At 56.0% G+C, this 14,640-nt stretch carries 11 protein-coding genes; 8 read left to right on the top strand and 3 right to left on the bottom strand.

The features are described 5' to 3' along the window. A complete protein-coding gene (gene yfhb, locus G0034_RS17280) occupies positions 1-636 on the top strand; it encodes a phosphatidylglycerophosphatase C (RefSeq protein ID WP_023331092.1) in 636 nt (211 codons plus the stop codon). A 24-nt stretch (positions 637-660) separates the two neighbouring features. Further along, positions 661-1,200 carry a tRNA adenosine(34) deaminase TadA gene (gene tadA / locus G0034_RS17275; RefSeq protein ID WP_014884837.1) on the top strand — a complete coding sequence of 180 codons (540 nt, stop codon included), beginning with the start codon at positions 661-663 and terminating at the stop codon, positions 1,198-1,200. On the opposite strand, the gene mltF is transcribed toward tadA, so the two are convergent. Further along, the gene (mltF, locus tag G0034_RS17270; protein ID WP_179121138.1) at positions 1,088-2,638 is read right to left on the bottom strand and encodes a membrane-bound lytic murein transglycosylase MltF; all 1,551 of its coding nucleotides are present in this window, start codon (positions 2,636-2,638) and stop codon (positions 1,088-1,090) included. The genes tadA and mltF overlap by 113 nt on opposite strands. Positions 2,639-2,906: 268 nt before the next feature. On the opposite strand from mltF, the gene purL reads away from it, so the two are divergent. The 5 genes from purL to glnB all read left to right on the top strand — a co-directional run bounded on the left by purL (position 2,907) and on the right by glnB (position 11,221). After that, positions 2,907-6,794, top strand: coding sequence for a phosphoribosylformylglycinamidine synthase (gene purL / locus G0034_RS17265; RefSeq protein ID WP_023331091.1), 3,888 nt, complete (start codon positions 2,907-2,909; stop codon positions 6,792-6,794). 532 nt (positions 6,795-7,326) lie between these two features. Next, entirely contained in the window at positions 7,327-8,754 is a 1,428-nt protein-coding gene (qseE, locus tag G0034_RS17260; protein ID WP_014884834.1) for a two component system sensor histidine kinase QseE/GlrK, read from the top strand. A gap of 1 nt (position 8,755) precedes the next feature. Next, positions 8,756-9,493, top strand: a complete 738-nt coding sequence (gene qseG, locus G0034_RS17255; RefSeq protein WP_032635835.1) for a two-component system QseEF-associated lipoprotein QseG — start codon at positions 8,756-8,758, stop codon at positions 9,491-9,493. Further along, positions 9,480-10,817, top strand: coding sequence for a two-component system response regulator GlrR (gene glrR / locus G0034_RS17250; RefSeq protein ID WP_014884832.1), 1,338 nt, complete (start codon positions 9,480-9,482; stop codon positions 10,815-10,817). The genes qseG and glrR overlap by 14 nt, the downstream gene beginning before the upstream one ends. Positions 10,818-10,882: 65 nt before the next feature. Further along, the gene (glnB, locus tag G0034_RS17245) at positions 10,883-11,221 is read left to right on the top strand and encodes a nitrogen regulatory protein P-II (protein WP_003860685.1); all 339 of its coding nucleotides are present in this window, start codon (positions 10,883-10,885) and stop codon (positions 11,219-11,221) included. An 83-nt stretch (positions 11,222-11,304) separates the two neighbouring features. On the opposite strand, the gene hmpA is transcribed toward glnB, so the two are convergent. Further along, on the bottom strand, positions 11,305-12,495 hold the full coding sequence (gene hmpA / locus G0034_RS17240) for an NO-inducible flavohemoprotein (protein WP_014884831.1): 1,191 nt from the start codon (positions 12,493-12,495) through the stop codon (positions 11,305-11,307). Positions 12,496-12,799: 304 nt separating this feature from the next. Here hmpA and glyA point away from each other — a divergent pair, with 304 nt between their 5' ends. Then, positions 12,800-14,053 (top strand): serine hydroxymethyltransferase, encoded by a 1,254-nt coding sequence (gene glyA / locus G0034_RS17235; protein WP_008502165.1) that lies wholly within the window; start codon positions 12,800-12,802, stop codon positions 14,051-14,053. A gap of 54 nt (positions 14,054-14,107) precedes the next feature. On the opposite strand, the gene G0034_RS17230 is transcribed toward glyA, so the two are convergent. Further along, positions 14,108-14,530, bottom strand: coding sequence for a DoxX family protein (locus G0034_RS17230; RefSeq protein ID WP_014884830.1), 423 nt, complete (start codon positions 14,528-14,530; stop codon positions 14,108-14,110). Positions 14,531-14,640: the final 110 nt, after the last annotated feature.

The following is a 14,640-nucleotide window of genomic DNA, read 5'->3' as shown; positions in this document are numbered from 1 at the left end:
TTGGCAAATCACGAGCGTCGCGTTGTCTTTTTCGATCTGGATGGAACGCTGCATCAGCAGGATATGTTTGGTACGTTTATGCGCTACCTGCTGCGGCGCCAGCCTCTGAATGCGCTGCTCGTCTTACCGCTGTTACCGGCGATCGGCATCGCGCTGCTGGTGAAAGGCCGGGCGGCGCGCTGGCCGATGAGCCTGCTGCTCTGGGGATGTACGTTTGGCCACAGCGAAGCGCGGCTAAAACAGCTAGAAAAGGAGTTTGCGCACTGGTTTCGCGGTCATGTCGCCGCGTTCCCGGTTGTACAGGCGCGCCTCACCAGTTACCTCGACGCCAACGATGCCGACATCTGGTTGATCACGGGCTCCCCGCAGACGCTGGTTGAACAGGTTTATTTTGATACGCCCTGGCTGCCGCGCGTGAATCTTATCGCCACACAAATTGCCCGTGGTTACGGCGGCTGGGTACTGAGTATGCGCTGCCTGGGGCATGAAAAAGTGGTGCAGCTGGAGAAACGAATCGGCACGCCGCTGCGTCTCTACAGCGGCTACAGCGACAGCAAACAGGACAACCCGCTGCTCTATTTTTGCCAGCATCGCTGGCGCGTCACGCCCGCAGGCGAACTTCAGCAACTCGAATAGTCTTATCTATAGCGGGTGTGTATAATGCCGCCCGCTTTTAGACTGGAGTATCAACCGTTGTGCAACCCTGAACGCGATCATGAATACTGGATGCGCCATGCGCTTACGCTTGCCCAGCGCGCCTGGGACGAGGGAGAAGTGCCCGTGGGTGCCGTGCTTGTCCACAATAACCAGGTGATAGGGGAAGGGTGGAACCGCCCGATTGGCCGTCACGATCCGACTGCGCACGCTGAAATCATGGCCCTTCGTCAGGGCGGAATGGTGCTGCAAAACTATCGTCTGCTTGATACCACGCTGTATGTCACGCTTGAGCCGTGCGTGATGTGTTCCGGCGCGATGGTGCACAGCCGGATTGGTACGCTGGTCTTTGGCGCGCGGGATGAAAAAACCGGTGCGGCCGGTTCTCTGCTGGACGTGCTGGGTCATCCAGGGATGAATCACCAGGTGAAAACTATCGGTGGGGTACTTGCACCAGCGTGTTCGGCGCTATTAAGCGATTTCTTTCGAATGCGCCGTCAGCAGAAAAAGCAACAAAAGGCAGAATTGAAGTTGTCGGACGATTAAGCTCGTCCGGCGCCACAACCGGATAACTCTCAGCCAGCTGTCTTGCCTCTGTCGCCTCTTTTTCTTTCTCGAGCAGATAGCCGACCAGGCTAATCTGATACTTACGGATATTTTCCACGTAGGCGTAGGCTTCATGTCCGCGCGCGTAGCCGTAAGTCAGCTTGTTATACCACGGCTTCTGGCTTAGCAGCGGCAGACGTTGCTTTACGTCTGACCAGCTGTCCGGGTTACCTTTCGTTTTCGCGGTCAGCGCCCGCGCGTCAAGCATATGCGCGTAGCCCATATTGTAGGCTGCCAGCGCAAACCAGATCCGTTCCTCTTCCGGCACCGTTTCCGGCACTTTGGCCATCATATCCTGCAGATAGCGAGCCCCGCCGCTGATGCTCTGTTCCGCATCGGTACGGTCATTCACGCCCAGGCTCAGCGCGGTATTTTTGGTTAACATCATTAAGCCACGCACGCCGGTCGGGGAGGTGGCCTGGGTGTCCCAGTGGGACTCCTGATACGAAATAGCCGCCAGCAGTTTCCAGTCAATCTCCTGGGCGTATTTTTCGAATAATGGCTGCAGGTCTGGCAGGACGCTATCTACCGCGCGCAGGAAGCTGCGGGTGTCAACATAGTCAAAGTCATCACCGTGGCCGAGATATTTTTCCTCCAGGCGTGCCAGCGTGCCGTCTTCATTGATGGTGTTGTAGAAATCGAGCATGGCCGCAGAAAGAGTCTGATCGTCATCGAGCTGGCTAAACCAGGTCACCGGCTGCTCGTCGGTAACGTCGAGCGCTACGGCAATTTCAGGATGCACGCGCTGGAACAGACTGATCGCAACCGAATCGGCAATGGTGTAGGGCAGTTTCTGATCTTTTACCTGCTCCAGCAGCTCCGTTGTGCCCAGTTTCGAATCAACCTTCCAGCTCAGGTCGGGGTATTTCTTCTCTTTCAGCTCACGCAGATCCTCAATCACCACATGGCCGGGCGCAATGGTCAGCTGTTGATCGTTAATGGAGGCCAGCGTGCGTGGCCGCAGACTCCCGACGCGATAGACCAGCTGTTGCGAAACGGAGTAATAGGTCGGGCCCGGTTGATAGTTTTTGCTACGCTCACTGTTATAGACCAGACCGGCTGCCAGTATGTCGGCATCGTTGTTATCAAGGTCGTCGAACAGCTGGTTGATATTCTGGCGAACGGTAATTTTAAGCTTCACGCCAAGATAATCGGCGAACTGCTGCGCCAGTTCATAATCAAGGCCAATAATTTTGCCGTTAATGTCGCTGTAAATCAGCGGAGAGTTGAGCGTACTGACGCGCAGCTCCCCCCGCTCCTGAATGGCGGCGATACGGTTTTCGGCTTTACCGAACCAGGGGATGGAAGGCCAGAGGGCCACTGCCAGCAGCAACGTAACAATGCCGATGAGCAGATAATTAATCTTTAATTTTTTCAATTAGTTAATTCTCTGCGACGCCGGTTGCCTCAGTATGCTGTAGCCATGTTTGATAATCAGGTTTGCCATTGAATGAGCGGCATTTTGCGTAAACTTGCGCCACTTGGCAACCAATTAGAGAGACAGGTCACATCTATTGCTAAATGTCTCGGCCAATTTTATTTCCACGCAAACGGTTTCGTCGGCGCTCAGGATTCTCTATAATGACGCCCGTTTTCCCCCCTTGCGCACACTGAAAGCGCCCCGGCGCTTCGAAGACGAGAGACTTATGATGGAAATTCTGCGTGGTTCGCCTGCACTGTCTGCCTTCCGTATTAACAAACTGCTGGCACGTTTTCAGGCGGCCGACCTTCCGGTAAGCAATATTTACGCTGAGTATGTCCATTTTGCTGACCTGAATGCCCCCCTGAATGCAGAGGAGCGCGTACAGCTGGAACGCCTGCTCAAGTATGGCCCAAATCTGAGTAGCCATACGCCAACCGGCAAACTGATCCTTGCGACGCCGCGTCCGGGCACCATCTCCCCCTGGTCTTCTAAAGCCACCGACATTGCCCACAACTGCGGCCTGAGCCAGATTAACCGTCTGGAGCGCGGCGTGGCCTACTACGTTGACGCCTCGACCCTGAGCGACGCGCAGTGGCAGGCGGTTGCCGCCGAGCTGCATGACCGCATGATGGAAAGCGTGTTTGCCTCTCTTGATGACGCACAGAAGCTCTTCTCCCACCATCAGCCTGCGCCGGTACAAAGCGTAGACCTGCTGGGGCAGGGCCGTCAGGCGCTGATTGACGCTAACCTGCGTCTCGGCCTGGCGCTGGCAGAAGACGAAATCGACTACCTGCAGGATGCGTTTGTTAAGCTGAACCGCAACCCGAACGACATCGAGCTCTACATGTTCGCGCAGGCCAACTCCGAGCACTGCCGCCATAAAATTTTCAACGCCGACTGGATTATTGACGGCGAACAGCAGCCTAAATCGCTGTTCAAAATGATCAAAAACACCATGGAGCAAACCCCCGACCACGTGCTGTCTGCCTATAAAGACAATGCCGCGGTGATGGAAGGCTCCGAGGTTGGGCGCTATTTTGCTGACCACGCTACCGGTCGTTACGACTTCCATCAGGAGCCTGCGCATATCCTGATGAAAGTGGAAACCCACAACCACCCGACGGCAATTTCCCCGTGGCCGGGTGCGGCCACCGGTTCAGGCGGTGAAATCCGTGATGAAGGTGCAACGGGACGTGGTGCGAAACCAAAAGCGGGTCTGGTTGGTTTCTCCGTCTCCAACCTGCGCATCCCGGGCTTTGAGCAGCCATGGGAGGAGGATTTCGGCAAGCCAGAGCGCATTGTGACCGCGCTGGATATCATGACCGACGGTCCACTGGGCGGCGCGGCATTCAACAACGAATTTGGCCGTCCGGCACTGAACGGCTACTTCCGTACCTATGAAGAGAAAGTGGACAGTCATAACGGCGAAGAGCTGCGTGGCTATCACAAACCGATCATGCTGGCGGGTGGGATCGGCAATATCCGTGCCGATCACGTCCAGAAAGGCGAGATCGTGGTTGGCGCGAAGCTGATCGTGCTGGGCGGCCCGGCGATGAACATCGGCCTGGGCGGCGGCGCGGCATCCTCCATGACCTCCGGTCAGTCAGATGCGGATCTCGACTTTGCTTCCGTTCAGCGCGACAACCCGGAAATGGAGCGTCGCTGCCAGGAAGTCATCGACCGCTGCTGGCAGCTGGGCGACGCGAACCCGATTCTCTTTATCCATGACGTGGGCGCGGGCGGTCTGTCTAACGCCATGCCGGAGCTGGTGAGCGATGGCGGACGCGGTGGCCGCTTCAACCTGCGCGATATCCTGAGCGATGAGCCAGGCATGAGCCCGCTGGAAATCTGGTGTAACGAATCCCAGGAACGTTATGTTCTGGCGGTTGCAGCGGATCAACTGCCGCTGTTTGACGAGCTGTGCCGCCGTGAGCGCGCGCCGTATGCCGTCATCGGCGAAGCGACCGAAGAGAAGCACCTGACCCTGAGCGACACCCATTTCGACAACCAGCCGATCGATCTGCCGCTGGACGTTCTGCTCGGTAAAACGCCGAAGATGACCCGCGACGTGCAAACGCGTAAAGCAGCGGGCAAAGCGCTGGATCGCCAGGGCATCACCGTTGCAGAAGCGGTCAACCGCGTGCTGCACCTGCCGGCGGTGGCAGAGAAAACCTTCCTGGTCACCATTGGCGACCGTACCGTAACCGGTATGGTCTCGCGCGATCAGATGGTCGGCCCGTGGCAGATCCCGGTCGCGAACTGTGCCGTAACCACCGCGAGTCTCGACAGCTACTACGGTGAAGCGATGGCCCTGGGCGAACGCACGCCTGTGGCGCTGCTGGACTTCGCCGCGTCCGCCCGTCTGGCTGTGGGTGAAGCGCTGACCAACATTGCCGCGACGCAGATTGGCGATATCAAACGTATCAAGCTCTCCGCTAACTGGATGGCCGCTGCCGGTCACCCTGGCGAAGATGCGGGCCTGTATGAAGCCGTGAAAGCGGTGGGCGAAGAGCTGTGTCCTGCGCTTGGGCTGACCATTCCGGTGGGCAAAGACTCCATGTCGATGAAAACCCGCTGGCAGGAAGGCAACGAGCAGCGCGAGATCACTTCTCCGCTGTCGCTGATCATCTCCGCCTTTGCGCGCGTGGAAGACGTACGTCACACCGTGACGCCGCAGCTTGCGACCGAAGACAACGCCCTGTTGCTGATTGACCTGGGTAAAGGTCACAACGCGCTGGGTGCCACGGCGCTGGCGCAGGTTTATCGTCAGCTGGGTGATACACCGGCCGATGTGCGTGACGTGGCCCAGTTAAAAGGCTTCTACGATGCAATTCAGGCGCTGGTCGCGCAGCGTAAGCTGCTGGCCTACCACGACCGCTCCGACGGCGGACTGCTGGTCACGCTGGCAGAGATGGCCTTCACCGGCCACTGTGGTGTGGAGGCGAATATTGCCTCTCTGGGTGAAGACCGCCTGGCAGCGCTGTTCAATGAAGAGCTGGGCGCGGTGATTCAGGTGCGTGCGGCAGACCGCGATGCGGTTGAAGCCATTCTTGCGCAGCACGGTCTGGCAGACTGCGTACATTATCTGGGTAAAGCCGTACAGGGCGACCGCTTTGTCATTGAAGCTGACGGTCATGCCGTCTTCAGCGAAAGCCGCACCACGCTGCGTATGTGGTGGGCGGAAACGACCTGGCAGATGCAGCGCCTGCGTGATAACCCGGAATGTGCCGATCAGGAGCATAACGCGAAGGCTAACGACAGCGATCCAGGCCTGAACGTGAAGCTCTCCTTCGACATCAACGAAGACATCGCCGCGCCGTACATTGCGACGGGTGCACGTCCGAAGGTGGCCGTGCTGCGCGAGCAGGGCGTTAACTCCCACGTTGAAATGGCGGCTGCCTTCCATCGTGCGGGCTTTGACGCCATCGACGTTCACATGAGCGATCTGCTGGCCGGGCGTACCGGTCTGGAAGATTTCCAGGCGCTGGTGGCCTGCGGTGGTTTCTCTTACGGTGACGTACTGGGCGCCGGTGAAGGCTGGGCGAAGTCCATTCTGTTTAACAGCCGCGTGCGCGACGAGTTCGAAACCTTCTTCCACCGTCCGCAGACGCTGGCGCTGGGCGTGTGTAACGGTTGCCAGATGATGTCCAACCTGCGCGAGCTTATCCCGGGCAGCGAAGCCTGGCCGCGCTTTGTGCGTAACCAGTCTGACCGCTTTGAAGCGCGCTTCAGCCTGGTGGAAGTGACACAAAGCCCATCTCTGCTGCTGCAGGGCATGGTCGGATCACAGATGCCAATCGCCGTGTCCCACGGTGAAGGTCAGGTAGAAGTGCGTGATGCAGCACATCTGGCTCAGCTTGAAAGCAAAGGTCTGGTGGCGCTGCGCTTTGTCGATAACTTCGGCAAGGTCACCGAAACCTATCCGGCTAACCCTAACGGCTCGGTCAACGGTATTACGGCAGTCACAAGCGAAAGTGGTCGTGCAACCATTATGATGCCGCACCCGGAGCGCGTGTTCCGTACCGTGAGCAACTCCTGGCACCCGGAAAACTGGGGCGAGGACAGCCCGTGGATGCGTATCTTCCGCAATGCGCGTAAACAGTTGGGTTAAGATGTAAAGCAGGTACCTTCCAGGCCCGGTAAGCGTAGCGCACCGGGCTTTTTTATGCGTGTCGCAAAATTGCGACAAAGACGGTTTGCGACTGTCTCCAAAAGGAGACATTTAACTCATTGATTTATATATGGCAGAACAGGTTCCTGTTAAGGTGTTGCTTAATAGCGACACTTAGCCTGGAAATCATTCAAACGATAATGAACAGGTGAAGTTGGTAAAATGTTTATATATCAATGTGTTAATGTTTTGTTTTGCATTCTGGCACGGGTGTTGCATAATATTAACCAGTGGCTCATTCACCTTCTTATGTCAGCCCCTTCGGGACGTGCTACATAAACTTCGAATGACGCACAAAAAGGTGCCTGCCGTCCAACTACTGATCATAGCGATGCTTTATCAGGCCAGGGCGAAACGTCGAGTTAGGCACCGCCTTATTCCATAACAAAGCCGGGTTTTTACCCGGCTTTGTTGTATCTGAAGGGCAGACTCAGTTACGCTCTGCGTAAACCCCCATGAAGAGAGTAATGCGTTGAAACGCTGGCCCGTTTTTCCCCGCTCCCTGCGACAGCTCGTGATGATGGCCTTCCTGCTAATCCTGCTGCCATTGCTGATCCTCGCCTGGCAGGCGTGGCAAAGCCTTAACGCGCTGAGCGCTCAGGCCGCACTGACTAACCGCACCACGCTTATCGACGCCAGACGCAGTGAAGCGATGACCAACGCCGCGCTGGAGATGGAGCGTAGCTATCGCCAGTACTGCGTGCTTGACGATCGGACGCTGGAAAAGGTTTACCAGAGTCAGCGCAAGCGCTACAGCGAGATGCTGGACGCGCATGCGGGCGTGTTGCCCGACGACAAGCTGTACCAGGCATTGCGTCAGGATCTGAACGATCTTGCGCAGCTGCAATGCCACAATAGCGGGCCGGATGCCGCCGCCGCCGCGCGTCTTGAAGCGTTTGCTGCCGCCAACACCGAGATGGTGCAGTCAACCCGCACGGTCATTTTCTCTCGCGGTCAGCAGCTGCAGCAGGAGATAGCCGAACGCGGGCAGTTCTTCGGCTGGCAGGCACTGGTGCTTTTCCTGGTGAGTCTCGGGCTGGTTCTGCTCTTTACCCGTATGATCATCGGCCCGGTGAAGGGCATTCAGCGTATGATCAACCGTCTTGGAGAGGGGAAATCGCTCGGGGATTCGGTTTCCTTTAAAGGCCCTCGCGAGCTGCGCTCCGTTGGTCAGCGTATTATCTGGCTGTCTGAGCGTCTGGCGTGGCTGGAATCCCAGCGTCATCAGTTCTTGCGCCATATTTCCCATGAACTGAAAACGCCGCTCGCCAGCATGCGTGAAGGAACGGAGCTGCTGGCAGATGAGGTGGCAGGGCCGCTAACGCCAGAACAGAAAGAAATTGTTGAGATTCTGGATGCCAGCAGCCGCAACCTGCAAAAGCTGATTGAACAACTGCTGGATTACAACCGCAAGCTGGCTGACGGGGCGGTCGTTCTTGAAGAGGTCGAGATTGCGCCGCTGGTGGATATGGTGATCTCCGCCCATAGCTTGCCAGCAAGAGCTAAAATGATGCATACCGGGGTGGAGTTGAGTGCGCCTGCCTGTCTCGCTGAACCGATGCTTTTAATGAGCGTTCTGGATAATCTTTACTCCAATGCGGTGCACTATGGTACTGAATCCGGTAACATTTATATCCGAAGTTATACGATGGGTTCCCGGGTGTTTATTGACGTCGCTAACACCGGCACCCCGATCCCTGATGACGAAAAAACCATGATCTTCGAACCCTTTTTCCAGGGGAGTCATCAGCGGAAGGGTGCGGTAAAAGGAAGTGGTCTGGGCTTAAGCATCGCCCGGGACTGCATACGACGCATGCAGGGTGAGCTAAACATTGCCACGGACGAACGTGCGGATGTTTGCTTCCGTATTGAACTGCCCCTGAGCCGGAAAAACCAATAAAATGAATCTAAGTCTGGTGAGTATGTCACACGTCTTTTTCCGCGCCGTACGTGCGGTGTTTTCCAGCAACAAATTTCGCCTGGGTTTACCTTGTTTATTTCTGGCAGGGTGCGTTTCCCATGCGCCACAAAGTGCGATAAGCGGTAAACAAGAAGATAAATGGCCGGATAACCAGCTGGCGGATTTCCTCTCTACCCGCTGTGACGACATCTGGAATTTGTCAGGGCATGATGTCGAAAATAATCCGCTGTTCTGGCTGCGCGGAATAGATTGTGCCCAGCGTCTTGCGCCGGTGGACGCCCGTTCGAAAGCGGCGATGCTGGATGACGATACCTGGCAGGACGCTTTCAAGCGTGGAATTCTACTGGCCGATGCGAAAATCACCCCCGTCGAACGCCGGGCTAATGTGACCCGGCTGGATACCTTTACGATCGCGCTCCCGGTACAGGTACGACCGGTATACCAGCTCTGGCGGGATGGTCAGACATTACAGCTTCAGCTGTCTGAAGAGCGCTCTCGCTACAGTAAGCTCCAGCAGTCCACCGACAGCGAACTTGATACGCTGCGTCAACAGCAACAGCATTTACGCACTCAGCTGGATACCACGACGCGCAAGCTGGAAAACCTGACCGATATCGAAAGACAGCTCTCGTCGCGCAAATATCAGCCTGGTAGCGCATCTGCAGCACCGGACAGCGACACGCAGAAACAAGAGGATGTGAAGCATGACGAGCCGTAAACCAGCCCATCTCTTACTGGTGGATGACGACCCCGGGCTGTTAAAGCTGCTGGGGATGCGTCTGGTGAGTGAAGGCTACAGCGTAGTGACTGCGGAAAGCGGACAGGAAGGGCTGAAAGTCCTTAGCCGCGAGAAAATTGATCTGGTCATCAGCGATCTGCGGATGGACGAAATGGACGGCCTGCAGCTGTTCGCGGAGATCCAGAAGCAGCAGCCGGGCATGCCGGTGATTATCCTGACGGCACACGGGTCAATTCCGGATGCCGTCGCCGCAACCCAGCAGGGCGTATTCAGCTTCCTCACCAAGCCGGTAGATAAAGACGCACTCTACAAAGCCATCGACAGCGCGCTGGAGCACGCGGCACCCTCTGGCGACGACGCATGGCGTGAATCCATTGTGACCCGCAGCCCGATCATGTTACGTCTGCTTGAGCAGGCGCGGATGGTCGCCCAGTCCGATGTCAGCGTGCTGATTAACGGCCAGAGTGGAACCGGGAAAGAGATCCTGGCGCAGGCGATCCACAACGCCAGCCCGCGCAGCAAAAATGCCTTTATTGCCATTAACTGCGGCGCGCTTCCGGAACAATTGCTTGAGTCCGAACTGTTTGGTCATGCCCGTGGCGCCTTCACCGGCGCGGTAAGCAGCCGGGAAGGGCTGTTCCAGGCCGCGGAAGGCGGCACGCTGTTCCTCGACGAGATTGGTGACATGCCTGCGCCGCTACAGGTCAAACTGCTGCGCGTGCTTCAGGAACGTAAAGTGCGCCCGCTGGGCAGCAACCGCGATATTGATATTAACGTACGAATTATTTCCGCCACCCACCGCGACTTACCAAAAGTGATGGCGCGCAACGAGTTTCGTGAAGACCTCTACTACCGTCTGAACGTGGTGAATCTCAAAATCCCGGCACTGGCAGAGCGTGCTGAAGACATTCCGCTGCTGGCGAATCACCTGTTGCGCCAGGCGGCCGATCGCCATAAACCGTTTGTCCGCGCGTTTTCCACCGATGCGATGAAACGGCTGATGGCGGCCAGCTGGCCGGGTAACGTTCGCCAGCTGGTAAACGTGATTGAGCAGTGTGTGGCGTTGACGTCATCGCCCGTTATCAGCGATGCGCTGGTGGAGCAGGCGCTGGAAGGGGAAAACACGGCCTTGCCGACGTTCGCCGAAGCGCGTAACCAGTTCGAGCTGAACTATCTGCGCAAGCTGCTGCAGATCACCAAAGGCAACGTGACCCACGCAGCGCGAATGGCCGGACGCAACCGCACCGAGTTTTACAAGCTGCTCTCACGCCACGAGCTGGAAGCAAACGATTTTAAAGAGTAATGCCGTATGGTACTGTGAGCAATCGATTACGAGGCAGCTTACAGGCAAGCGTTTAAGGACCCACCATGAAAAAGATTGATGCGATTATTAAACCTTTCAAACTGGATGATGTGCGTGAAGCGCTGGCGGAAGTCGGCATCACCGGGATGACCGTGACGGAAGTGAAAGGTTTTGGTCGTCAGAAAGGCCACACCGAGCTTTACCGTGGCGCAGAGTACATGGTCGACTTTCTGCCGAAAGTGAAAATTGAAATCGTGGTCAGCGATGACATCGTCGATACCTGCGTGGATACCATCATCCGCACGGCGCAGACGGGCAAAATTGGCGACGGTAAAATCTTCGTCTTTGACGTGGCGCGCGTGATCCGTATCCGTACCGGCGAAGAAGACGACGCCGCGATTTAACGATGCCAACAGTTTTGTAGGCCGGGTAAGGCGTAGCCGCCAGCCGGCGAAAAAAAAGCCCCTCGTTCGAGGGGCTTTTTGCATTACAGCACTTTATGCGGGCCGAAACATTCGTAATGAATGTTGTCTTTATTCACACCCAGCGCCACCAGCTGCTTCGCGGCATATTGCATAAACGCCACCGGTCCGCAGACGTAGAACTGCATATCCGGCGCGCTGAACGCCCCTTCATGCTGGCTTAAATTCATCAACCCTTCGCTGTCAAAACGTGCAGCTGCGCGGTCTGCTTCCGTTGGCAAGCGATACCAGGTATGCGCGGTGAAGCGGGGCAGCGTCGCGCCCAGCGTTTTCACTTCGTCCGCAAAGGCATGCACCTCGCCGTTCTCTGCGGCATGGAACCAGTTGACCTGTGCGCTGTGGTTTGCTTTCGCCAGCGTATCCAGCATCGCCAGCATTGGCGTTTGGCCGACACCAGCCGAGATCAGCGTTACCGGGGTAGTAGCGTCTACCGCCATGAAGAAGTCACCCGCCGGTGCGGCCAGGTGAACGACGTCACCCACGCTGGCTTCGTTATGCAGCCAGCTGGAAACCTGGCCGCCGTCCTCGCGTTTCACCGCAATGCGATAGCCTTTGCCGTCGGGTTTGCGGGTCAGGGAATACTGGCGGATCTCCTGATGCGGAAAACCTTCAGGCTTCAGCCACACGCCGAGATATTGGCCTGGCTGATAATCCGCTACCGGCTGACCATCCACCGGTTCAAATTCAAAACTGGTGATCAATGCGCTGCGCGGTGTTTTCTCAACGATGCGGAAGGCGCGAGTGCCTTCCCAGCCGCCGTTCTTGCTGGCGTTTTCACTGTAGATCTGTGCTTCACGGTTGATGAAGACGTTTGCCAGCACGCCGTAGGCTTTACCCCAGGCGTCCAGTACCTCCTGGCCCGGGCTGAACATTTCGTCCAGCGTTGCCAGCAGGTGGCCGCCGACAATATTGTACTGCTCGGGTTTGATCTGGAAGCTGGTGTGCTTCTGCGCGATTTTTTCCACCGCAGGCAGTAATGCCGCCAGGTTTTCAATGTTGCTGGCGTAGGCCGCGATGGCGTTGAACAGGGCTTCACGCTGATCGCCATTACGCTGGTTACTCATGTTGAAAATCTCTTTCAACTCTGGGTTATGCGTGAACATGCGATCGTAAAAATGAGCGGTGAGTTTAGGACCGGTTTCCACCAGCAGGGGGATGGTGGCTTTAACGGTAGCGATGGTTTGAGCGTCGAGCATGAGCGCGTCCTTTTGATGTAACCTTAATGATGTATTTTAAATGCATCTTATAAAAAATACCCCTGCGTTGTAAATGGTTCTTTGCAAGATGAAAAATATGCATCACAAACCTGAAAAGAAATCCGTTGAAACAGGGGAGCGCTTTATTCCTCAAACCCTTGCGTGGCGTGAAGGAAAACGTTTGCGTAAAATCGTTTGTCAAGACCTGTTATCAAAGAACTATTCAGTTATACTGTTGCCCGTCGTCCAACAGGACTGCCTTTTCAGGCCAAAATTTACTTGTTAGCTGAGTCAGGAGATGCGGATGTTAAAGCGTGAAATGAACATTGCCGATTATGATGCCGAACTGTGGCAGGCTATGGAGCAGGAAAAAGTACGTCAGGAAGAGCACATCGAACTGATCGCCTCCGAAAACTACACCAGCCCGCGCGTCATGCAGGCACAGGGTTCTCAGCTGACCAACAAATACGCTGAAGGTTATCCAGGCAAGCGCTACTACGGCGGTTGCGAGTACGTTGATATCGTTGAGCAACTGGCAATCGACCGTGCGAAAGAACTCTTTGGCGCTGACTACGCGAACGTGCAGCCGCACTCCGGCTCTCAGGCTAACTTCGCCGTTTACACCGCGCTGCTGCAGCCGGGCGATACGGTGCTGGGTATGAACTTAGCGCAGGGCGGCCACCTGACTCACGGCTCCCCGGTGAACTTCTCCGGCAAACTGTACAACATCATCCCTTACGGTATCGATGAGTCCGGTAAAATTGACTACGAAGACATGGCGAAGCAGGCTAAAGAGCATAAACCGAAGATGATCATCGGTGGCTTCTCTGCTTACTCCGGTATCGTTGACTGGGCAAAAATGCGTGAAATCGCAGACAGCATCGGTGCTTACCTGTTCGTCGACATGGCGCACGTAGCGGGTCTGATTGCCGCTGGCGTTTACCCGAACCCGGTTCCGCACGCTCACGTTGTGACCACCACTACCCATAAAACCCTGGCGGGTCCACGCGGTGGCCTGATCCTGGCGAAAGGCGGTGACGAAGAGCTGTACAAAAAACTGAACTCTGCCGTGTTCCCAAGCGCGCAGGGCGGCCCGCTGATGCACGTTATCGCGGCAAAAGCGGTAGCGCTGAAAGAAGCGATGGAGCCAGAGTTCAAGGTTTATCAGCAGCAGGTTGCTAAGAACGCCAAAGCGATGGTGGAAGTGTTCCTGAACCGTGGCTACAAAGTGGTTTCTGGCGGTACTGAAAACCACCTGTTCCTGCTGGATCTGGTTGATAAGAACCTGACCGGTAAAGAAGCTGACGCTGCCCTGGGCCGCGCTAACATCACCGTGAACAAAAACAGCGTGCCAAACGATCCGAAGAGCCCGTTCGTGACGTCCGGTATCCGTATCGGTTCTCCGGCTGTGACGCGTCGCGGCTTTAAAGAAGCGGAAGTGAAAGAGCTGGCTGGCTGGATGTGTGACGTTCTGGACAACATCAATGACGAAGCGGTTATCGAGCGCGTCAAAGGTAAAGTTCTGGATATCTGCGCACGCTTCCCGGTATACGCATAATTCCTCTGCTCAGCAGAACGTTAAAAGGCCGCGCGTGCGGCCTTTTTTTATGGCTTAACGGCGGTCAAGGGATATTGCGCCTGGACCCACAATCGCCAACAATATAAATGCGCCCGCAATACTGACATTCTTGTAGAAATTAATCATATTCGGTACGACCGCGTCACCGGTCATATTCCAGTAATGGTGACCAATCACCGCCGTGCCCAGCGTGTAGAACACAAACAGCACGGCAAGAGGGCGGGTGAAAAAGCCCAGTACGATCAGGATGGCGGCTGGCACCTCCATCACCACCGCAATAATGGCCGCCAGCATGGGCATCGGTGTCCCCAGCGAGGTCATATATTGTACGGTGCCGCTAAACCCCGTCAGTTTCGGATAACCAAAGATAATAAACAGGACGACAAGCGCGATACGGGCAATCAACAACAACAGATGGCGTGACTGACCAAAATCGAGATAACGTAGTGAGTTCATGGCAGAAAACCTCTGCAAGTGGAGTAATTTAAACGTAATACACATTTTCATTCCCTGCCATAAGCCTGACGACTGCACGATATGTTAATTTTTCGTTAATTTATAGCAGG

The organism is Enterobacter sp. T2, assembly GCF_010692925.1.
GTDB lineage: Bacteria > Pseudomonadota > Gammaproteobacteria > Enterobacterales > Enterobacteriaceae > Enterobacter > Enterobacter kobei.
Note: the sequence above shows the minus strand (reverse complement) of the source record. Positions and strands in the feature narration are given on the sequence as shown.

What these genes read in the sequence shown, in the direction of transcription:
- tadA (WP_014884837.1), top strand. Translation starts at nt 661, where the DNA reads ATGCCGCCCGCTTTTAGACTGGAGTATCAACCGTTGTGCAACCCTGAA.
- purL (WP_023331091.1), top strand. Translation starts at nt 2,907, where the DNA reads ATGATGGAAATTCTGCGTGGTTCGCCTGCACTGTCTGCCTTCCGTATT.
- qseG (WP_032635835.1), top strand. Translation starts at nt 8,756, where the DNA reads ATGAATCTAAGTCTGGTGAGTATGTCACACGTCTTTTTCCGCGCCGTA.
- glrR (WP_014884832.1), top strand. Translation starts at nt 9,480, where the DNA reads ATGACGAGCCGTAAACCAGCCCATCTCTTACTGGTGGATGACGACCCC.
- glnB (WP_003860685.1), top strand. Translation starts at nt 10,883, where the DNA reads ATGAAAAAGATTGATGCGATTATTAAACCTTTCAAACTGGATGATGTG.
- hmpA (WP_014884831.1), bottom strand. Translation starts at nt 12,495, where the DNA reads ATGCTCGACGCTCAAACCATCGCTACCGTTAAAGCCACCATCCCCCTG.
- glyA (WP_008502165.1), top strand. Translation starts at nt 12,800, where the DNA reads ATGTTAAAGCGTGAAATGAACATTGCCGATTATGATGCCGAACTGTGG.
- G0034_RS17230 (WP_014884830.1), bottom strand. Translation starts at nt 14,530, where the DNA reads ATGAACTCACTACGTTATCTCGATTTTGGTCAGTCACGCCATCTGTTG.